This window comes from bacterium (genome assembly GCA_035295165.1).
Lineage (GTDB): Bacteria > Sysuimicrobiota > Sysuimicrobiia > Sysuimicrobiales > Segetimicrobiaceae > JAJPIA01.
Map to the genome: position 1 here is coordinate 59,548 of DATGJN010000115.1, position 18,477 is coordinate 78,024.

The 18,477-nt window shown below is 67.8% G+C and carries 21 protein-coding genes; 15 read left to right on the forward strand and 6 right to left on the reverse strand.

What is annotated here, in order from left to right:
* Positions 1-32: 32 nt before the first annotated feature.
* Genes VKZ50_20585 through VKZ50_20595 form a run of 3 tightly spaced genes read left to right on the forward strand, consistent with a single transcriptional unit; the run spans position 33 to position 1,292 of the window.
* Positions 33-242, forward strand: coding sequence for a hypothetical protein (locus VKZ50_20585; GenBank protein ID HLJ62125.1), 210 nt, complete (start codon positions 33-35; stop codon positions 240-242).
* A gap of 6 nt (positions 243-248) precedes the next feature.
* Entirely contained in the window at positions 249-1,040 is a 792-nt protein-coding gene (locus VKZ50_20590; protein HLJ62126.1) for an MBL fold metallo-hydrolase, read from the forward strand.
* A gap of 39 nt (positions 1,041-1,079) precedes the next feature.
* Positions 1,080-1,292 (forward strand): hypothetical protein, encoded by a 213-nt coding sequence (locus tag VKZ50_20595; GenBank protein HLJ62127.1) that lies wholly within the window; start codon positions 1,080-1,082, stop codon positions 1,290-1,292.
* Between the two features lie 101 nt (positions 1,293-1,393).
* Here VKZ50_20595 and groL read toward each other — a convergent pair whose 3' ends face one another.
* Positions 1,394-3,031 carry a chaperonin GroEL gene (groL, locus tag VKZ50_20600; GenBank protein ID HLJ62128.1) on the reverse strand — a complete coding sequence of 546 codons (1,638 nt, stop codon included), beginning with the start codon at positions 3,029-3,031 and terminating at the stop codon, positions 1,394-1,396.
* 314 nt (positions 3,032-3,345) lie between these two features.
* On the opposite strand from groL, the gene VKZ50_20605 reads away from it, so the two are divergent.
* The 12 genes from VKZ50_20605 (at position 3,346) to cofC (ending at position 13,511) form a co-directional block, all read left to right on the forward strand.
* Positions 3,346-4,038, forward strand: a complete 693-nt coding sequence (locus VKZ50_20605) for a DUF881 domain-containing protein (protein ID HLJ62129.1) — start codon at positions 3,346-3,348, stop codon at positions 4,036-4,038.
* Positions 4,039-4,350: 312 nt separating this feature from the next.
* Positions 4,351-5,760: a 3-isopropylmalate dehydratase large subunit gene (gene leuC, locus VKZ50_20610; protein HLJ62130.1), complete on the forward strand. Its 1,410-nt coding sequence runs from the start codon at positions 4,351-4,353 to the stop codon at positions 5,758-5,760.
* Position 5,761: 1 nt separating this feature from the next.
* Positions 5,762-6,373, forward strand: a complete 612-nt coding sequence (gene leuD, locus VKZ50_20615) for a 3-isopropylmalate dehydratase small subunit (GenBank protein HLJ62131.1) — start codon at positions 5,762-5,764, stop codon at positions 6,371-6,373.
* Between the two features lie 74 nt (positions 6,374-6,447).
* A complete protein-coding gene (locus VKZ50_20620; protein ID HLJ62132.1) occupies positions 6,448-7,269 on the forward strand; it encodes a cyclase family protein in 822 nt (273 codons plus the stop codon).
* A 165-nt stretch (positions 7,270-7,434) separates the two neighbouring features.
* Positions 7,435-7,758, forward strand: a complete 324-nt coding sequence (locus VKZ50_20625) for an NIPSNAP family protein (protein HLJ62133.1) — start codon at positions 7,435-7,437, stop codon at positions 7,756-7,758.
* 133 nt (positions 7,759-7,891) lie between these two features.
* Entirely contained in the window at positions 7,892-9,121 is a 1,230-nt protein-coding gene (locus tag VKZ50_20630) for a GH116 family glycosyl hydrolase (GenBank protein HLJ62134.1), read from the forward strand.
* Positions 9,118-9,696 carry a TlpA disulfide reductase family protein gene (locus tag VKZ50_20635; GenBank protein HLJ62135.1) on the forward strand — a complete coding sequence of 193 codons (579 nt, stop codon included), beginning with the start codon at positions 9,118-9,120 and terminating at the stop codon, positions 9,694-9,696. The genes VKZ50_20630 and VKZ50_20635 overlap by 4 nt, the downstream gene beginning before the upstream one ends.
* A gap of 199 nt (positions 9,697-9,895) precedes the next feature.
* Positions 9,896-10,483, forward strand: a complete 588-nt coding sequence (locus tag VKZ50_20640) for a TetR family transcriptional regulator C-terminal domain-containing protein (protein ID HLJ62136.1) — start codon at positions 9,896-9,898, stop codon at positions 10,481-10,483.
* Positions 10,480-11,121 carry a sigma-70 family RNA polymerase sigma factor gene (locus VKZ50_20645; GenBank protein HLJ62137.1) on the forward strand — a complete coding sequence of 214 codons (642 nt, stop codon included), beginning with the start codon at positions 10,480-10,482 and terminating at the stop codon, positions 11,119-11,121. The genes VKZ50_20640 and VKZ50_20645 overlap by 4 nt, the downstream gene beginning before the upstream one ends.
* A gap of 158 nt (positions 11,122-11,279) precedes the next feature.
* The gene (locus VKZ50_20650) at positions 11,280-11,882 is read left to right on the forward strand and encodes a nitroreductase family protein (GenBank protein HLJ62138.1); all 603 of its coding nucleotides are present in this window, start codon (positions 11,280-11,282) and stop codon (positions 11,880-11,882) included.
* Positions 11,883-11,895: 13 nt separating this feature from the next.
* Entirely contained in the window at positions 11,896-12,870 is a 975-nt protein-coding gene (gene cofD, locus VKZ50_20655; GenBank protein HLJ62139.1) for a 2-phospho-L-lactate transferase, read from the forward strand.
* Positions 12,867-13,511 (forward strand): 2-phospho-L-lactate guanylyltransferase, encoded by a 645-nt coding sequence (cofC, locus tag VKZ50_20660; protein ID HLJ62140.1) that lies wholly within the window; start codon positions 12,867-12,869, stop codon positions 13,509-13,511. The genes cofD and cofC overlap by 4 nt, the downstream gene beginning before the upstream one ends.
* On the opposite strand, the gene VKZ50_20665 is transcribed toward cofC, so the two are convergent.
* The 5 genes from VKZ50_20665 to VKZ50_20685 form a co-directional block, all read right to left on the reverse strand.
* A complete protein-coding gene (locus tag VKZ50_20665) occupies positions 13,496-14,533 on the reverse strand; it encodes a glutamate cyclase domain-containing protein (GenBank protein ID HLJ62141.1) in 1,038 nt (345 codons plus the stop codon). The two genes, cofC and VKZ50_20665, sit on opposite strands and share 16 nt — an antisense overlap.
* 193 nt (positions 14,534-14,726) lie before the next feature.
* Positions 14,727-15,089, reverse strand: coding sequence for a hypothetical protein (locus tag VKZ50_20670; protein ID HLJ62142.1), 363 nt, complete (start codon positions 15,087-15,089; stop codon positions 14,727-14,729).
* A gap of 186 nt (positions 15,090-15,275) precedes the next feature.
* A complete protein-coding gene (locus tag VKZ50_20675) occupies positions 15,276-15,506 on the reverse strand; it encodes a hypothetical protein (protein ID HLJ62143.1) in 231 nt (76 codons plus the stop codon).
* 152 nt (positions 15,507-15,658) lie between these two features.
* On the reverse strand, positions 15,659-16,666 hold the full coding sequence (locus tag VKZ50_20680) for a sensor domain-containing diguanylate cyclase (protein HLJ62144.1): 1,008 nt from the start codon (positions 16,664-16,666) through the stop codon (positions 15,659-15,661).
* A 784-nt stretch (positions 16,667-17,450) separates the two neighbouring features.
* Positions 17,451-18,107, reverse strand: a complete 657-nt coding sequence (locus tag VKZ50_20685; protein ID HLJ62145.1) for an isoprenylcysteine carboxylmethyltransferase family protein — start codon at positions 18,105-18,107, stop codon at positions 17,451-17,453.
* Positions 18,108-18,477: the final 370 nt, after the last annotated feature.

An 18,477-nucleotide genomic window follows, 5' to 3' on the forward strand; every position in this document is an offset into this window, starting at 1 on the left:
CGACCCCGTCGGGTGCGTTGGGGAGGCCTCCCATGCGAGACGAGAGTCGGGTGGTGATGACCGGCGTCGACGTGCGGTTTGACGCGTCGACCGGCCGGTGGACGGCTGGCTGCGACGACCCTGTCGGCGAGGCGCGGCTTGTGGTCTCCGCGGAAACCATGGAGCGAGCCGAGCGCCTGCTCGACGAGCGGTGGCGCGCGCGCATCGAGGGACTGGACCGCGAGGAGGAAGAAGACCGCTAACGGCTTATGTCGGTTCAGCCTCCGCCGTCGTCCGGGCTCCTCCGGACGATCGTCGCGCCGAATGCCTCACCGTACACCCTGGACGGGACGAACACGTACCTGCTGGGTCGCCGGCGGGTCGTGGTCATCGATCCGGGGCCGGACGACAGCCGTCATGTTGCGCAGATTGTCGAGCGTGCCGGGGAAAGCGGCGGGCGCGTTGCGCTCATCCTGGTCACCCACGCGCACAGCGATCACCTGGGTGCCGCCCGCCGGTTGGCAGAGGCGACCCGAGCGCCGGTGGCGCGGTGGCGCGCCGGTGACCGGCCGTTGGACGAGGGCGAGCTCGTCGCGGAGGAAGAGATCCGCCTCAGGGTCGTGCATACGCCGGGGCACGCTCCCGACCACATCGCGTTTGTCTGGGAGGCCCAGCGGACCCTGTTCTCGGGCGATCTCGTGCTGGGACGCGGCACCGTCATGGTGTCCCCGCCGACCGGGTCGATCGAGGAGTATCTGCGTTCGCTCGAGCGGGTCGGCCAGCTCGATCTCGCCGTGATCGCCCCCGGGCACGGCCCGCTCGTCGAGGATCCGGGCCCCCGCGTCGCCGAGTACATCGCTCACCGGCGGTTGCGGGAGCAGCAGATCCTCGACGTGGTGTCCGCAGGACCGCGGACGCCAGGTGAGGTGGCAGCGTCGCTCTATCCCGATCTGGACCCGCGCCTGCACCCCGGGGCCGAGGCAACCGTACTGGCACATTTGCTCAAGCTGATGCGCGAGGGACGCGTGGCGCGCGAGAAGAATCGTTTCTACGTGCCGTGATCGTTGGCGAGGAACAGGGCGCAAAGGAGGGGGGACGCGATGGCCGTGCCCGTGACAGTGACGAACGAGGTGAAGGACCGCACCGGCCGCTCCGTGACGGTAGGCAGCAAAGTCAAGATCGCCGGGATGCCCGAGCCTGTGGACGTCCACGAGCTCGACTCCCGGTACGGGTCACTGGTGGTCCTCGTGCCTGGCCGCGCGAATCAGCACATGGGCCTCATGGTGCACGCAGAGGACGTCGAGCTAGCCTGATTCACGGGCACGCAAACATGACACGGGCGAGGGCCGCTTGGCCCCCGCCCGTGTCATGCGTTCCCTGAGTCGCGCGGATCCGGTCCGGCGCGCCCGCGTCGCTACATGTCCATGTCTTCGGGGTTGTAGCCGCCCGGCGCCGCCGCGGCCGCGCCCTTCTTCTTCTCGCGCTTCTCGACGACGAGCGCTTCCGTCGTCAACAGGAGGCTCGCCACGCTGGCCGCGTTCTGCAGGGCCAAGCGTGTCACCTTGGTTGCATCGATGATGCCGGCCTTGACCATGTCGGTGAACGTGTTCTCCGCGACGTTGTAGCCGATCCCGGGCTTCTCACTCTTGACGTGCGCGACGATCACGGCGCCCTCGACGCCGGCGTTGGCGGCCAGCCACTTCGCGGGCTCTTCGATCGCGCGTCGGACGATCGCCACGCCGCTCTTCTCATCCTCGTCGCTCGTCTGCACCTTGTCGAGCGCCTTCGCGATGTTCAGGAGCGCGGTCCCGCCGCCGGGCACGATGCCTTCCTCAACCGCCGCCTTGCTCGTGCTGAGCGCGTCCTCAAATCGGTGCTTCTTCTCCTTGAGCTCGGTTTCCGTCGCGGCCCCGACCTTGATCTGCGCGACGCCGCCCGCGAGCTTCGCCAGACGCTCCTGGAGCTTCTCCTTGTCGTAGTCGGAGGTGGTCGTCTCGATCTCCTTCTTGATCTGGGCGATCCGGCCCTGGATCGCCTTGCGGTCGCCCTTGCCCTCGATGATCGTGGTCTCTTCCTTGGCCACCCGCACCTTCGCCGCGCGACCGAGCATCTCCAGCTCCAGGCTCTCCAGCTTCACGCCGATGTCGTCGCTCAGCACCTGTCCTCCGGTCAGCACCGCCATGTCACCGAGCATCGCCTTCCGCCGGTCGCCGTAGCCCGGGGCCTTGACGGCGACACACGGCAGCACGCCGCGAAGCTTGTTGACGACGAGCGTCGCCAGCGCCTCGCCCTCGACGTCCTCGGCCACCACGACGAGCGGCTTGCCGAAGCGCATCACTTTCTCCATCACCGGGACGATGTCTTTGACGGCGCTGATCTTCTTTTCGGTCAGCAGGATGTATGGGTCCTCGACGACCGCTTCCATCTTGTCGGGATCCGTAACCATGTACGGGGAAATGTATCCGCGGTCGAACTGCATGCCCTCGACCACTTCGACGGTCGTCTCGATGCCCTTGGACTCCTCGATCGTGATGACGCCGTCCTTGCCGACCTTGTCCATCGCCTCGGCGATGATGTTCCCGATCTCCTCGTCGTTGCCGGCGATGCTGGCGACGTGGGCGATGTGGTCCTTGCCCTCGAGCGGGATGCTCAGTTTCTTCAGCTCGGCCGTGAGCGCCTCGACTGCGCGGTCGATGCCGCGCTTGAGGATCATGGGGTTGGCGCCGGCCGCGACGTTCTTGAGGCCCTCTTTCACGATCGCGTGCGCGAGCACCGTGGCGGTGGTGGTGCCGTCGCCCGCGGCGTCGTTGGTCTTGCTAGCAACTTCCTTGACGAGCTGGGCCCCCATGTTCTCGTAGGAGTCTTCCAGCTCGATCTCCTTCGCGACCGTGACGCCGTCCTTTGTAATGGTCGGCGAGCCCCACTTCTTTTCGAGCACAACGTTGCGGCCTCGTGGACCGAGCGTCACGCGGACGGCGCTGGCAACTTTCTCAACGCCGCGCTCGAGAGCCTTGCGGGCCTCTTCGTCGTACAGCAAACTCTTGGCAGGCATGCAGACGGCCTCCTCATTCTGTAGTGTTTAGCACTCTTCGTGGTCAAGTGCTAACTACCTCTATTTTTCATTGTCTCGAGGGCGCAATCAAGGACAGTTCGCGGCATTGGATGGCGTGGACCGACGAATGCCGCATTTTACATCGAGAATATCGCATATATCGCCGGATATCTCGATATATCTCACCAAATCGTCCTGCCCAGACGCGGCGTCTCCAAGCAAGACCGCGGCGGGAGTTACACGGACGTCTGTCAAATCTCTCGTCAATGTCTCCCCTGTCGACCCCGCGTCGAACGCGGGACGCACGGCTGACGGTGTGGCAACGTGGTGGCGTCGCCGCCCTGTTGTTCCTGGCCGGGTTCCTGCTGATTCTGCAGCTTCGGGCAAACCAGGTGCTTCGCGCAGGGGGCGAGCTCCCGTCCCGCCGGCTCGCGGACCTCGCGGTGTTGATGCGACGGCAACAGGACTCAGAACGCTCGCTGCGGGACGAGATCGTGGCGCTCGAGGCAAAGCAACAACAGATCCAAACCGCCGAGGCCGAGGGCCGCAGCATCACCGGCGCGATGCAGCATGAGCTCGCGGGCTACCGCGAGGTGCTCGGCCTGACGCCGGTGCGGGGGCCGGGGATCACGGTGACCCTTGGGGCGGACGCCCGACGGTTGTCGGTTCCGCAGGCGCAGGACGTTGCCGGCGTGGTCAACGAGCTGTGGGCCGCCGGTGCCGAGGCCGTCTCGGTGAACGGTATCCGCATGCTCGCGACGGACGGGGTGGGGGCGCTGCCCCGCGGCGTCACGATCGCCGGCCGGGCCACGCAGGATCCGTACGTGATCGCCGCGATCGGGGATCCCGTGGCTCTCGAAGGGACCTTGATGGTGCCGGGGGGTGCGGTGGACGGACTGCGGGGCGTGGGCATGACCGTGACGCTCGCGCGCGCGGCGATCATGGAGTTGCCGGCGTCTTCCCGGAATCGCGCCTTTCACATCGCCCGCCCGGCCTCGGGTCCGTGACACCCCCGGGTGTGCGCGGCCCCGATACAAGGCACCGGCGGGTCGCACCGGCCGGGAAAAGTCGACGGCCGCCGCCGAGCGCGGGGTCGACCCCGCTCTAGGCTGTCGCAGCCGTCGATACCCCATCCTTGAGAAATCGCCTGCGCTTGTGCCGGGGAGACGTCGACTCTTATCTGACTTCCCGGCGCTGCGGGTCGCTCTCGTTGAGACGGGTCCATAAAGTAGCATACGGCGGGTTCCCTTGTCAAGCGAAGGAATCGCGTGTATCGTTGAACCACCGCAGTCGACGCGAACACGGAGGCGGAGGAGACCGTGAACCCAAGGACGATCATCGACAAGATCTGGGACGCGCACGTGGTGCACCGCGAGCCGGGCACGCCCGATCTGCTCTATGTCGACCTGCATCTCGTGCACGAGGTCACGACACCGCAGGCGTTTGAGGGGTTGCGTCTGCACGGCCGCCGGGTGCGGCGAGCGGACCTGACGTTTGCCACGCTCGACCACAACGTCCCGACGTCGTCGCGGTCCGAACCGATTACCGATCCGATCAGCCAAAAGCAAGTCGCGGCGCTGGAGGAGAACTGCCGCGAGTTCGGCGTGCGCCTCGAGGGGCTCCACAGCCGCCTTCAGGGGATCGTGCACATCATCGGGCCCGAACTGGGGCTGAGCCAGCCGGGGCTGATCGTCGCCTGCGGCGACAGCCACACCGGGACTCACGGCGCGCTCGGCGCGCTCGCGTTTGGGATCGGGACGACCGAGGTCGAGCACGTTCTCGCGACGCAGACACTGCCGCTCCGACGTCCGAAGACGATGGAGGTACGCGTGGAGGGGAGCCTGCCGACCGGCACCACGCCCAAGGACTTGATCTTGGGCATCATCCGGCGGATCGGCGTCGGCGGCGGGATCGGTCACATCATCGAGTACACTGGGTCGACGATCGGGGCGCTGTCGATCGAGGGACGGTTGACCGTGTGCAACATGACGATCGAGGGCGGCGGCCGGGCCGGGCTCATCGCGCCCGATGAGAAGACGTTCGCGTATGTGTCGGGCAGGCCGTTCGCCCCGAAGGGCGCGGCCTGGGACGAAGCCCTCGCGTACTGGCGGTCCCTGCCCACGGACTCCGGCGCGACATACGACACGCGGGTGGAGATCGACGCCGGGGCGATCGAACCGTTCGTCACTTGGGGAACCAACCCGTCGCAGTCGGAGCCGGTGACCGGCCGCGTGCCCGATCCGGACGCCCAGCGGGATCCGCGCGCGCGCGAGGCGGTCGATCGCGCGCTGAAGTACATGGCCCTGCGGCCCGGCATGCCCATTCAGGAGATCACGATCGATCGGACGTTCATCGGATCCTGCACCAACTCGCGTCTCGAGGACCTGCGCGCCGCCGCCGCGGTCGTGGCGGGGCGGAAGGTGCATCCCAACGTGCGGGCGATGGTCGTGCCGGGGTCCCAGCAGGTGAAGGCGGCGGCCGAGCGCGAGGGACTCGACCGACTCTTCACGAGTGCGGGCTTTGAGTGGCGGGAGGCCGGGTGCTCGATGTGCCTCGGCATGAATCCCGATATTCTCGGCCCCGGCGAGCGGTGTGCGTCGACCTCCAACCGCAACTTCGAGGGGCGGCAGGGGCCGGGCGGCCGCACGCACCTCGTGAGTCCGCCCATGGCGGCGGCCGCCGCGATCGCGGGGCACTTCGTCGACGTCCGCACCTGGGGGGCTGCGTGAGATGAAGCCGTTTACGCAGCACACCGGTGTGGTCGTCCCCCTCGATCGGGCGGACGTGGACACGGATCTGATCATCCCGGCGCGGTTCTTGAAGCGCATCGAGCGTACCGGATACGGCGATATGCTGTTCTACACGCTCCGGTTCCACCCCGACGGCACACCGCGCGCGGATTCGCTGTTCGCGAAGCCCGAGTACCGCGACGGCACGGTGTTGGTCGCCGGACCGAACTTCGGGTGCGGCTCTTCGCGGGAGCACGCGCCGTGGGCCCTAATGGAATACGGTTTCCGGGCCATCGTGGCGCCGTCGTTCGCCAACATCTTTGCCGCGAACGCCCACCAGAACGGCCTGCTGACGGTCGTGCTCCCCGAGGAGCGCATCCGAGAGATCCTCGAGCACGCGAGTACGCGCGAGGGCTATCAGCTGACCGTGGACCTCGAGCGCCAGGCTGTTACCGACGGGTTCGGGCGCGAGGACCGCTTTGAGATCGACAGCCACACCAAGCACTGTCTGCTCCACGGGCTCGACGCGATCGGGCTCACCCTCCGAGCGGAGGACGCCATCACCCGGTTCGAGGCAGCCCGCCCCCGCTGGATGCCGCGCGTGACGGCCTAAAACGCACACCCCGCGGGCCCGCGTCGTGGGGAGCGGCGCGGACACCGCGTCCACGACAGACGAGGAGATCGCACATGCCAACGGAGCGCACGTCCTGGCTCGCCGCGACGCTTGGCCGGACGGTGTACGATCTCGAGCAGCCGCGCATCGCGGGGATGCCGATCGCTCCATCCCACCGCCCCGGCTACGTGTACCAACTGCACCGACGCCATCGCGACGGCTACGATCCCGAGCGCGCGGGCCCCCGCAGCGGCGCGTCGGGGATGGTCGTCATGATGGAACACTCCGGAACCCACATCGATGCGTTGTCGCACCAGTCCGACGGCCTGCGACTGTACGGCGGGATCGAGGTCACGCCTGCCGTGGAAACGCAGAAGGGGTTCACGGCGCACGGCATCGAGACGATGCCTCCGATCGTGGCGCGGGGCGTGTTGCTCGACGTCTGCGCGGTCACGGGGCACGATCCGCTGCCGCCGCACTATCGCGTCACCGGCGCCGATCTGGAGGCGGCGGCGCGCCACGCGGGGGTCACCGTGGGCCCCGGGGACGTGCTCCTGGTGCGCACCGGCTACGCCAAGCTGTGGGGCGACGAGGCCCGATACCTCGCCGCGGCGGGCGTCGGCCGGGACGGGTCGGAGTGGGCGGCCGCCCACCAGGTGGCGTGTGCCGGTTGCGACAACATGACGTGGGACGAAACGGACGAGCGTGACCCGGAGACCGGCGGCACCCTGTTCGCGCACCTTCACCTGATCGCGCGGTGCGGCATTCCCATCATCGAGAACCTGAACCTGGAGGCGCTCAGCCGCGACCGGCGAGGGGAGTTTCTTTTCATCTGCGCGCCGCTGAAGCTGGTCGGCGCGACGGGGTCGCCGGTGCGCCCAATCGCGGTGGTGTGACTCCGGACCGGCTGGTCGCCGGCGCGCGTCGAGCGGCCGCGCGCAGGACGCGCGGTCACCGAGCGGAGTCAGGTGCCGCGCCTCAGCGCAGCCCCGATCACTGGTCGACTGATCCGAACGCGCCCCCGTGGCGGGGGCGTCGTGAAGGCGCGAAGGGAGGGACGGATGATCTACGAGCTGCGAGTGTATCGGTGCATGCCGGGTCGCAAGGCCGACGTGCTGGCGAGGTTCCGCGACCACACGATGGGGTTCTTCCGCAAGCACGGAATCCACGTGTCCGGGTTCTGGGAGACGGCCGTCGGCGACCAGGACGACCTCATCTACATCACGCGGTACGACTCGTGGGAGGACCGCGAGAAGAAGTGGGGCGCGTTCCAGGCGGATCCTGACTGGCAGCGCGTCCGGAACGAAACGCACGCACGTGGGTGGATCGTCGAGCACATCAAGACCGCTCTCTTGACGGCCACCGACTTCTCACCGGTCGTGTAGACGGCTGCCGCCCCGGTATGCCCCGCTCGGCTCGACGCTCGCGTCGGGGCGCCGCGCCGGATCCTGCGGACGGCGCTGAGCGGCGTCTCGTTGGAGGGGCCCCGCGGCCGGCACCGAATCGTCAGCCCCGCGCATGAACACCACAGACGACGCCGCGCACGTCGGCGCCATCCGTCGTGCCTACGGGATTGCGGTGCGGGATCTCCGGGCCTGCTACAACCCGGATGGGATCGTCGCGGGCCGGCTGCACTTCAACGCCTACTGGGCGCGGGACGGCTTCTGGGCGTCGTTTGGGGCGCTCGCCCTCGGAGACTACGATCAGGTCGCGTCGGAACTGGACACGTTTCTGCGGTTCCAGCACGCGAACGGTTGCGTGCCCGTGCGTCTCGAGTTCGTCGGGCAGACCGTTGGAGGATATCGGCGGCTGCTGACCCGCCCGAAGGTCGTGGGGCGCGCCGGCGGGATCTTCGCCGACCCGGTCGATCCGGCGGCGTTGTTCATTATCGCGGCGGCCGCGTACATCGCGCGCACCGGTGACGTCGAGTTCGCGCGACGATTCGAACCCGCGATGGACCGCGCGATCGGCTGGCTGATGCGCCAGGACCGGGACGGCGACGATCTGATCGAGAGCCATTTCCTCGCGGACTGGATGGACTCGATCCTGAAGGTGGACAAGATCTTCGATCTGAACGTCATGTACTGCGTCGGCCTGCAGGCGTGCGAGGCGATCAAACGGGCGGTCGGCGCGGACCACGACGCCGAGCAGTACCGGGGCCTCGCGGGCCGGGTGCGGGAGCGTCTCCAGCTCTTTTGGAACGGGGACTATTTCGTCGATTGGATCCACGGGCGCGGTCGCGGGGGATTCTCATCCGACGGGAACGTGCTCGCGATGTTCTTCCGGGTCGCGACACCGGAGCAGGTGCAGCGCATCCTCGAGTTCATCACGACGCGCGGGCTCCAGGACGGCACCCCATTGCGTCCGTGCGATCCGGTGTATCCGTGGTGGCGGGTGTTTCCGCTGTACTACGTCGCGGGCATCCCCGACTACCATCGGACGCTCATCTGGCCGTGGCAGGGAACGATCTTGGCGCTCTGCAAAGACGGCCGGGGAGACCGCGCCGGCGCCCTTGCGGATCTGGCGCTCATCGGCACCTGGTACACGCGCTCGAACGCCGTGAATGAGGTCTATACGCCAGACGGACGGCCGCTCTCGCGCCGGTTCTACACCGCCGAGGTGCCGTTCGCCTGGAATGCGGGCACGTACGTCTACGCCGTCGAGACGCTCGGGGTGCGGCCAGGAGGCGAGCCACGGACGTCCCAGGCCGTTCCGCCGATTGTGCCGCATGATATCATGAAGCGGTGACGTCCACGCCCCGCCGTTCCTGGCCCGCATGGGCCGGCCTGCTCCTTCCGCTCCTGGCGCTACTCAGCCTCCTCGCGGCCGGCATGATACGGCACGATCGCTCGGTGGCCGTCAGCGAGGCGCTGGCCAGAGGCGAGACGCCGGCGGTGCCAGCCCTTTCGATGCCGGCGTTCTCCGGGCCGCCGGTCTCACTCGCCGAATTTCGTGGCCATCCCGTCATCTTGAACTTCTGGGCCTCGTGGTGCGTGCCGTGCCGCGAGGAGGCTCCGCTGCTTGAAGCGACGTGGCGGCACTACCGGGCAAGGGGTGTGGTGGTCCTCGGCGTGGACACCCAGGACCTGCTCTCGCCCGCCCGTGCGTTCATCTCAGAATACCGGCTCTCGTTCCCGTCCGCGCGTGATCCCGACGGCACCGTAGCGCGCCGCTTTGGAACTACGGGCGTGCCGGAAACGTTCTTTGTCAGTGCGGACGGTCGGATCGTCGGCAAGTTCCCTGGCGAGCAGGTCAATCCCGAAGCTTGGCGGAGGGTCGCCGAGGCCCTGCTCGCCGGGCGGCCGCCGGATCCCGCACCCTAACTGTTCCCCTCGGCCTCGTTCCGGCGCCGAGGGCGCAGAGTTGGCCATGCCCCGAGCGATCGTTCCGGTACCCTGGGCATCGAGATGTTGAGAACTTGAGCTGAATGGTAAACATACTATTGACAGATACAACCGCTGGCGGTAGGATCTAGAACAGATCAGTCCTAAGACTACGCAGTCCTAGTTTCGGCTTGGTGAGATGGCCAGAGACCAGCGTAATAGGGAAAAACTGTTAGAGGCGGCGGCGTCCCTGTTCCACCGCCAGGGGTTTCAGCCTACCTCGCTGGACGCGATCCTCGATCACAGCGGGGTGTGCCGCAGCAATTTCTACTATTACTTCCGCAGCAAGGAAGACTTGGGGTTGGAAGTGCTCGCCCGTCAGGCCGAGCAGTTCGCAACCCGGGTGATCCACGGCATCCTGGAAGATCGGAATCTCTCCCCGCGCGAGCGCGTTGAGCGGTTGTTTACTTCGGTAGGCGCCGGCATCGGCGAGGCGTATCGGGGCGGGTGCCCGTTCGGCAACTTGGTGGCCGAGATGTGCGGCGAGCATCCCGAGTTCCGATCCAGGTTGAGCGGGTTCTTCAAGCGGTGGGAAGAGGCGGTCGAGCGGTGCCTGGCCGAAGGTGTGGCGCAGAAGCAGTTTCGCAGCGATCTGGACGTCCGTGGCGCCGCGGTCGCTCTGGTGAGCCAGGTTGAGGGTGCCGTGCTCCTGGCCAAGGCCCATGGGCACGGCGGGCCGATCGAGGCCGCGGCGCAAAACATGCTCAAGTCTCTGGAAAGTAGGTGAAGAACGTGCAAAACAGTCCCCGTCGCGTTATGAACACGACGGCCGCACAGGCGCCGGTCCGGCCGGCGGCGGGCGCGGCCACGATCCCGGGCCTGCCGCCTTCGCCGGAGGCGGTGCTGTTCGAGGAGATGGTAACGTCACATCTCGATCCGCTGTACCGCACGGCGCTGCGCCTCACAGGGCGCCCGCAGGACGCGGAGGACCTGGTGCAGGAGACGTACCTCCGCGCGTGGCGGTCCCTCCACACGTATCGACCCGGGACGAACCCGAAGGCCTGGTTGTTCCGCATTCTGCACAACGCGCACATCGACCGCTATCGGGCGTCTACGCGGACGGTCCAAACCGTGGACGAGATGGAAGGACAGGATCCGGCGTTCGTGGTGCACGAAACGCCCGAGTCGGTCGTCTTGTCCGGGGTGATGGACGCCGAGATCCGGCAGGCGCTCATGGCGTTGCCGGAGGTCTTCCGCTCGTGCTTGATTCTGGCGGACCTCGAAGGCTTCTCGTACCAGGAGATCGCGGACATCTTGGGGATTCCAAGGGGCACGGTGATGAGCCGGCTGTTCCGCGGCCGGCGCGCGATGCGCCGGGCGCTCGCCACCTACGGGCTCGATCACGGGTACGTGAAAGCGAACTGACGCCGTTGCGCAACTGACGGTCGCCGGCCCCGGCGGAGTCGCCGGGGCCGTGCCGTTGCCGCCGCGGCGGCACGAGGGGAGGGCAGGGAGCGTTTGCGCGGGCGCGAACTCTCCTCAACGCGTTCCCACGCTTCGTACTTCCCCACGTGGAGGCTCCAATGCCTGGAGATCTCAGTGTGCTCGCCGCGCGGCGAACGGTCCGGTTCTACACGCCGGACCCAGTGCCCGACGACGTTGTGCGCGCCCTGCTCGAGGCGGCTCGGATGGCGCCCTCGGCCCACAACGCGCAGCCCACGCGTTTTGTGATCATCAATTCGCCCCAAGTGCGACGGCGCCTCACATCGCGCATGGCGCGCCGGTGGCGGCGCGACCTTGAGCGGGTGGGCACCAGCGAAGCCGCGATTCGGGTGCAGTTGCGGTTCTCAGAGCGTCGGTTCGGCGAGGCGCCGCTGCTCATTCTCGTCGGCTATACGATGGAGGAAATGGACGAGTACCCCGACCGGGCGCGCCGCGCGGCCGAGGCGACGATGGCCTCGCAGAGCGCGGCTGCGGCGACGCAGAACCTGCTGCTCGCGGCCGCTGCCCACGGGCTCGGCGGCTGCTGGTGCTGCGCGCCGCTGTTCTGCCCCGCGGTCGTCCGCCGGGCGCTCGGTCTCGCCGCGGCCTTCACCCCGCAGGCGCTGCTCACGATCGGGCGTCCCGCGCACACCCCGCCGGTGCCGCCGCGGAAGCCGCTCGAGGCGATCGTCACGTACGTGTAGGAGCCCCGGCGACGTGATCACCGTTCTGTGCGGAGGGGTCGGCGGCGTGAAACTGGTTGCCGGGTTGGCGGCCGTGCTCCCGGATCCGTCGCAGCTGGCGGTCGTCGTGAACACCGCCGACGACTGTACGTGCTGGGGGCTGCATGTGTCACCGGACGTGGACACGGTGCTCTACACGCTATCGGGGCTGGCGAGCCGGGAGCAGGGGTGGGGCATCGCCGGGGATACGTGGCACGCGCTGGAAATGCTCGGCCGCTACGGGTTGCCGACGTGGTTCCGGATCGGCGACCGGGATCTTGCAACCCATCTCGCTCGGACGCAGTGGCTGCGCGAGGGACGGCGGCTCACGGATGTCGTGCAGGCGCTTGCGAACGCGCTTGGCGTCGCACCGCGCGTGCTGCCGATGTGCGACGAGCGGGTCGAAACGGTCGTGCGCGTCCCCGCGGGGCGACTCTCATTTCAGGAGTACTTCGTGGCGCGGCGCGCGTCCGATCCGGTGCTCGGCATCGAGTTCACGGGCGCGGATGCGGCGCGGATGACGCCGGAGGTCGCCGACGCGATCCGGCGCGCGGCGCTGGTCGTCATCGCTCCGAGCAATCCTCTCGTGAGCGTCGGGCCGATCCTCGCGGTCCCGCGCCTGCGCGACGCGCTCGTGCAGACTCCGGCGGTGCGGCTCGCCGTGAGCCCGCTGGTGGGCGGTCGGGCGATCAAGGGGCCCACCGTGGAGATGCTCCGCGGGCTCGGCATGCCAGCGGAGCCCGCCGCGGTCGCCGGATTGTACCGGGAGTTCTTGGACGTGTTCGTGCTCGACGCGCAGGATCGCAACGCCTTGGCGACGGTTGCGGCCGCGGGCCGCCCGGACCGGCCGCTTGCAGTGGCGTGCGTCGATACCGTGATGGGCGACGAGGACGCGCGCCGCCGGCTTGCGCGCGACGTGCTGCAGATCGCTTCCGCCAACGGGGCGGCCGTCCCGGCGCCGCACGCGTGACCGTCTCCGCGATCATTCCACAGGCACGGCTCCGCGCGGCCAAGACCCGACTGGCGCCGGCGCTGTCTCCTCGCGCGCGCGCGGCGCTGTCGCTTGCGTTGCTGCGCCACGTGTGTGTCGCGGTCCGCGCGGTGCCGGCCGTGGAGGGCCTGACGATCGTGAGTCCCGATCGCGCGGTCCGGGGGTGGGGCGAGGTGGGGGGGTGGACTGTGGCGCCCGATTGGGGCTCGGACCTGAACACCGCGCTCCGCGGCACGATGGGCTCGCCCGCGTGCCAGGGCCGAGACCTGCTGATCGTGGTCGCCGATCTTCCCTGGCTCCGCGCGGCGGACGTGGCGTCGCTGCTCGCGGCATCGCGTCCCGGGCGTGTGGTGTTGGCGCCGTCGAAAGACGGGATGGGCACCAGCGCACTCGTGGTGCCTGCCGGGCACGCGTTTGCGCCGGCGTTCGGTCCGGCGAGCCGCGCCGCGCATCACCGCGAGGCGGGGGCGCGCGGGCTCGATGTGGTCGAGGTGTTCCGTCCCGGGATCGCCTTCGATCTCGACACGCCCGACGATCTCGCGGCACTCGAGGCCGCGCAGCGGTTCGACGCACTCGTGTGGGACGGGGCGGGGAGGCCGGTGTCCTACAGCCAGGGGTAACGCGGGTCCCGATACATCTTCCCGAAGTCCAGGCCGTTTTGCACCATGCAGCCGAGCAGATCCACGATATGGCCGTGCAGCGGTCCGGGGATGCCGTCGGCGCCCGGATCAAGCAGCCCCGAGTCGGCGTCGTTTGCGCCGGCCCGCACACATCGATCGTACACGCGGGCGTCCAGCTCGCGACTGTGCATGAGCTCGCGCCGGCCCGCGAGCATGGCGAGCGCAGCCTCGATTCCGTAGGCGCCCCAGTTGGAGATCGCGGCGGTGACGAGGACGTCCGTGTCCACCACGGGGACAATGGTGCCCTCGCACGCGCAGGCGCAGCGGTCGGCGTGCGGGACGACGCGCAGAACCGTCTCCCGGATTTTCGCGCCGCCCAACTCGTTGCCGCCGTCGCCGATCCCAACCGTCACGACCTCTCGTTCCCGCGCCACACGAAACAAAGGGTCGATCTTCGCGCAGTGATCGGTCAGGCGCTTGCCGCTCGCGGAGTGGTAGTGCCCGTGTTCGTTCGCCCCCGGGCGCTCCACGGCGACGAGCGCCGTCGGGCGAAGCGCGTCCATGAGCTCCACCGCGCGCGCCTCCGCCTCGTCCCAGTCCAGGGGAAATCCAAGGACCGCGGCCGTGGTCGGCAGCCTGCGGGCGTCTTCGACCGTCCCCACGTGGAGACCGGCACCGCCGATGGCGGCGGCGCACAGATCGACGTTGGCGGGGTCGGTGACGACCACCGGGCAGGCCCCGGTGGCTAGTACCAACGCCCGTGCGAGCGTCGCCGTCCCCACCGGTCCGTCCTGTTCGCCCCGGAACCAGGGTGGGATCGGGAGCCCCGTTGCGAGCATGACGATGTCCCGGCGGTGCACCTCCGCCAACAGCCGGGCCGCCGCGGTGAGGCATAGGGGGCCGTCCTGTGCCCGCCGCGCGGCCGCGTGCATGGCGGCGACAACGCCGCGTCCGCTGACCTCGACGTTGACGAGCGCATCCATGCCTTCGCCCATGGTCATCTGTTCGCGCGTCGGTGCCATTGTGCGGAGGCCCTCCCGTGTGTTGGCCCGCGTTCACGGCGGGCGGCGGGCGTGTGCAGCTCTTATTGAGTGTACCAAAAACCGCACCCGGCGCTCACGGGACCGGGCTGCGTCCGGGAACGCCGAGAGCCCGGCCGTGAGGCCGGGCTCTCGGATGGGCCGCGCGCTGGATGTTCCGTGCGGCGGCGGGCGATCAGTGGTCGCTCGCGGACGGCTGGTCGGGAGCCCGCCCGAAGTCCCACGAGTGCACCTGCCGCCATTGCGCGTCGGGGGTCATCGCTCGAAACCGCACGAAGCTGGCACACCAGCTGTCCCACTGCCGCTCCTGCCCCCAGCGTCCTTGGCTGTCAGGCCGAGACGCGCAGCGTGACGTCCAGGTTTCGTGCCACCAGTACCAGTTCTGATAGTACGCGTGGTGCGGGACCGATGGCGCCGCGGGCGTGGTCGCGGGCCCGGACGCCGCCAACGTCGGCGCGGCGCCGAACAGGAGTGCGCCAAGCGAGAAACACATGGCCGCGATGGCACTCGGTGACGCGAACCGCGGGTGGAGTGACATTGTCTAGCAGCCCTCCTTGTGTGAGCGGCGGGGTATGTGGTTCCGCCGAGCTACCTTTGTAACGTTACCCCGTGTCGCTGACGCACAAACGAACTGGTGTTGGGGCGAGTCTGGTTGCGCGGGAAGGGGAAACACCACAGCCGCCCGCCGGGATCCGCACCGTACCCCGACGACGAGAATGCTCGCCTAGCAGCCGCTGTCGTAAGCCTGAATCGTCAGCCGGCGCACGCGCCAGCGCAAGTGCACCCCCGGCATCCGGCTCATGGATTTCGCGTACTGTCCTGCGCTCAGTCCCACCGGGACCCGCCCCGCCACCTGCCACGCGCCGTGTTCCCACCTGCGGATCGTGCCGTCGCTCTGGACGAGATACCTTCCGTCCGCCGCACGCCACTCGGCAATGCCGTAAACGGCTGACATGGTCTGTCCCCCCGCACGTTGCACCGCTTGTTCCAACGCTACGCCGTCGGTAGTCTCCGGGGCATCATTCGTGCGCATAGATCGAACCTGCGAATTTGAACGTGCCTTGGGAGCCAGCGAGGCCAGTGCAGCCGAGCGAACGAGGCGTCGATCTAGGGCTTGTCGGAGCCGAGAGGGAGCCGTTTGCGCGCTCGCTTCATCCCGTACAGCCTGAGGTCCGCCGCCCGCAGGAGGGTCTCTGGGTCGCGCCCATCCGGTGGGCTCGATGCTGCACCCCACGAGACGGTGAGGTAACGGGGCAGGCCGTCCGGTTCGACCGTGATGGCGATCGGCTCGAGGCGCTGGAGCACCGAGGGCGCCTCGGGTCCGGTCGCCGGGAGCAACAACGCGAACTCGTCGCCGCCGAACCGCGCCAGCACATCGGACGACCGCAGTTGACCCCGCAGGGTTTGTCCCACCTGTATCAACGCCACGTCCCCCGCCAGATGGCCGTGAGTGTCGTTCAGCGATTTGAACCCGTCTAGGTCCAGCAGCGCGACCGTGAGGGGTGCCGCGGTTCTGCGGGCGCGGGCGAGTTCCCGGTCCAGTTCCGCGAGAAAGTGGCGGCGGTTCGCCAACTCGGTGAGCGGATCGGTTTCCGCCAGGCTTCGGAGCCGGTGCTGCAGTCGCGCGATCGCGAGCACGTTCGCCACATACTGCGCGACGACGCTCAGCAGGGCGAGATCGTTCGGCGAGAACGCATTGACGGTGTCGGCATGAGCGGCCATCGACCCGATCGCTTCTCCGTCGGCGATCAACGGGACGTGGATCGCCGACCGGATGTGCTCGCAGGCTCTGCACCGTGCCCCGTTCCGATGGGTGTCGGCGACGTACACCGGACTCTTCGCCATGACGGTCTTCCAGCTGAATCCTCGCGGACGGGGAATGTTCTGTCCGCGAAACGCGCTGCCTAGCCCTGCGCCGCCCACGATGGTTAAGATGTCGGGACGCCGTTCTCCGATGAGCGCGATCGTGGAAGAATGAAAACCGATGTCGCGCAGCGCCTTGAGCGTCCGGTCGACGAGTTGACGGATATCCAGAACCGCGGTGAGCCCTCGTACCAGTGTCGCCAGGAATCTGAGTGCAGTTGCGGTTTCACGCCGGTCGCTTGGCGGCGTCACAGCACTCTCCCTCTCCGATGATCTAGGCAAAGAGGCACACAATCGAAACACGACTCGTGGACTCGTGTGTCCGTTTGAACGACATGGGGTCACCAACACAATGCCGCAAGACGGAAGGAGTCGCAAGTGCTATGATCGATTCTTTCGGTCGAAGTTCCACGGTGAGTTGGACGCGCCGTGTGTCACGGATGTGGACAAGACACGAGTTCGACGAACATCATCGCTATCCACAGGTCATCCACCGAGCCGACGACACCGGAATGCTCAAACGATCTCCGCCCCCGATGCGGCCGCTCGGTTGTCCCCTGCGCGCGCAGCGGGGTGTGCGCGTTCGGTTGTCGGTGGCGGCAACACGGCGGGGTTCGACGGGGTTCGTCACCATCGAACCCACCTTCGATGAGACCGGCCGGGCCCGCGCTAAGGCGTTCACCCGTTCGCACCCTGCGGCCATCCGGAGACAACGGACGGGCGCGATGAGGCGAGAGGTGCGTCCCGCGGACCGGTGCGGGCGGAGTTATGCGCGAATCCGAACCCAGATGTTCAAGTCAAGCGCCAATCGGACATGACCCGTCGTCACAGCAGCGGTCGCCAAGGCGACGCTGTGCAATATTGGAGGGACTAACCCTTGCTGTGATTGGGGTTTACTTCATGGGCCGTGCAGGGCTCGAACCTGCACCGTTGGGATCAGTTGGGATTAAGAGTCGTGCGGACGCTCCTGCACTGCACTTCATTTACAGAAACGGTTCATTTGTCGGCTCGGCACCAAGCGGCTCGTCGATTCGACCTAGTAGAGCCCCGGAATCAGCCGTGACGTCTTGGAGCGGTATGCCTCGTACTCGTCGCCAAACTGCGTGCCCAGTAGTTTCTCCTCTGAGTGAATCCGCGCGACAACCGGCGCGAGAGTGAGTGCCGTCAGGAGTACGCCGACCCCCGAGCGAAAGGCCAAGGCCCATCCCAACGTGCTAACCAGCAGGCTGAGATAGCTAGGGTGACGGATGACACCGTAGATCCCGGTCGTGACCAGAGTGTGCCCGGGTTGGATGGCGACGAATCCGCTGAATCGCCGGCCGAGCACGAAGGCCGGCCAGAGCCGTAACGCACTGCCGGCGACGAATAGAATGACGCCCAGCCACCGAATGGTGTCGCCGTCCAACGTCCAGAACTCCGTGCGGTCCGTCCACGCCGGTACGTAGCCGCTCAGCAGCCCGATCAGGCCTAGAGCGGAGATCACCCATCGATTGGAGCGATCCTCGCGCTCGCCGCTGCTCAAATTTCCGTCAGCAAAGAACGCCACACCCGCTAGCGCAAACCCCGCGATCACGAGCGCGGTCAGCGCCGGGTGGGAAAAGAAGGGGGTGATCCCGCCCCAGCCGATCACCGCCAAGGCAAAATAGGCTGCGGAGGGCACGAAGATCAGTGCCACCCGCGCGGCTGGTTTCATGACCCGAGACTTCCAATTTGGGGCCTGCATTCCTTCCTCGGCAGAACCCGGTTCATTCGTTGCCGCCGGAGCGGCGGCAGACGTGGATCGGACAAGCTCACCGCCACACAACGGACAGAACGAGCACGGCGGGCGGCACTGGCCTGGAAATGAGTCGGGAGGACTCATGGGGATCACACTGGAAGGACAGGATGCAACGGCATCCCGATGGAGGTGCGAGATTGGCATACGGGATTGTACACTACTTTCCAGGCGGCACGAAGGAACAGTATGAGGCGGCACTCGCTGCGGTGCATCCCTCGCGGACCGGCCTCCCGAAAGGCCAGATCTTTCACGCGGCTGGCGCGTCGGCTGGTGGCTGGACGATCGT

What these genes read in the sequence shown, in the direction of transcription:
- VKZ50_20670 (HLJ62142.1), bottom strand. Translation starts at nt 15,089, where the DNA reads ATGTCACTCCACCCGCGGTTCGCGTCACCGAGTGCCATCGCGGCCATG.
- VKZ50_20665 (HLJ62141.1), bottom strand. Translation starts at nt 14,533, where the DNA reads ATGGCACCGACGCGCGAACAGATGACCATGGGCGAAGGCATGGATGCG.
- VKZ50_20595 (HLJ62127.1), top strand. Translation starts at nt 1,080, where the DNA reads ATGGCCGTGCCCGTGACAGTGACGAACGAGGTGAAGGACCGCACCGGC.
- VKZ50_20630 (HLJ62134.1), top strand. Translation starts at nt 7,892, where the DNA reads ATGAACACCACAGACGACGCCGCGCACGTCGGCGCCATCCGTCGTGCC.
- VKZ50_20625 (HLJ62133.1), top strand. Translation starts at nt 7,435, where the DNA reads ATGATCTACGAGCTGCGAGTGTATCGGTGCATGCCGGGTCGCAAGGCC.
- VKZ50_20685 (HLJ62145.1), bottom strand. Translation starts at nt 18,107, where the DNA reads ATGAAACCAGCCGCGCGGGTGGCACTGATCTTCGTGCCCTCCGCAGCC.
- leuD (HLJ62131.1), top strand. Translation starts at nt 5,762, where the DNA reads ATGAAGCCGTTTACGCAGCACACCGGTGTGGTCGTCCCCCTCGATCGG.
- VKZ50_20640 (HLJ62136.1), top strand. Translation starts at nt 9,896, where the DNA reads ATGGCCAGAGACCAGCGTAATAGGGAAAAACTGTTAGAGGCGGCGGCG.
- groL (HLJ62128.1), bottom strand. Translation starts at nt 3,031, where the DNA reads ATGCCTGCCAAGAGTTTGCTGTACGACGAAGAGGCCCGCAAGGCTCTC.
- VKZ50_20590 (HLJ62126.1), top strand. Translation starts at nt 249, where the DNA reads ATGTCGGTTCAGCCTCCGCCGTCGTCCGGGCTCCTCCGGACGATCGTC.
- VKZ50_20585 (HLJ62125.1), top strand. Translation starts at nt 33, where the DNA reads ATGCGAGACGAGAGTCGGGTGGTGATGACCGGCGTCGACGTGCGGTTT.
- VKZ50_20620 (HLJ62132.1), top strand. Translation starts at nt 6,448, where the DNA reads ATGCCAACGGAGCGCACGTCCTGGCTCGCCGCGACGCTTGGCCGGACG.
- VKZ50_20675 (HLJ62143.1), bottom strand. Translation starts at nt 15,506, where the DNA reads ATGTCAGCCGTTTACGGCATTGCCGAGTGGCGTGCGGCGGACGGAAGG.
- VKZ50_20650 (HLJ62138.1), top strand. Translation starts at nt 11,280, where the DNA reads ATGCCTGGAGATCTCAGTGTGCTCGCCGCGCGGCGAACGGTCCGGTTC.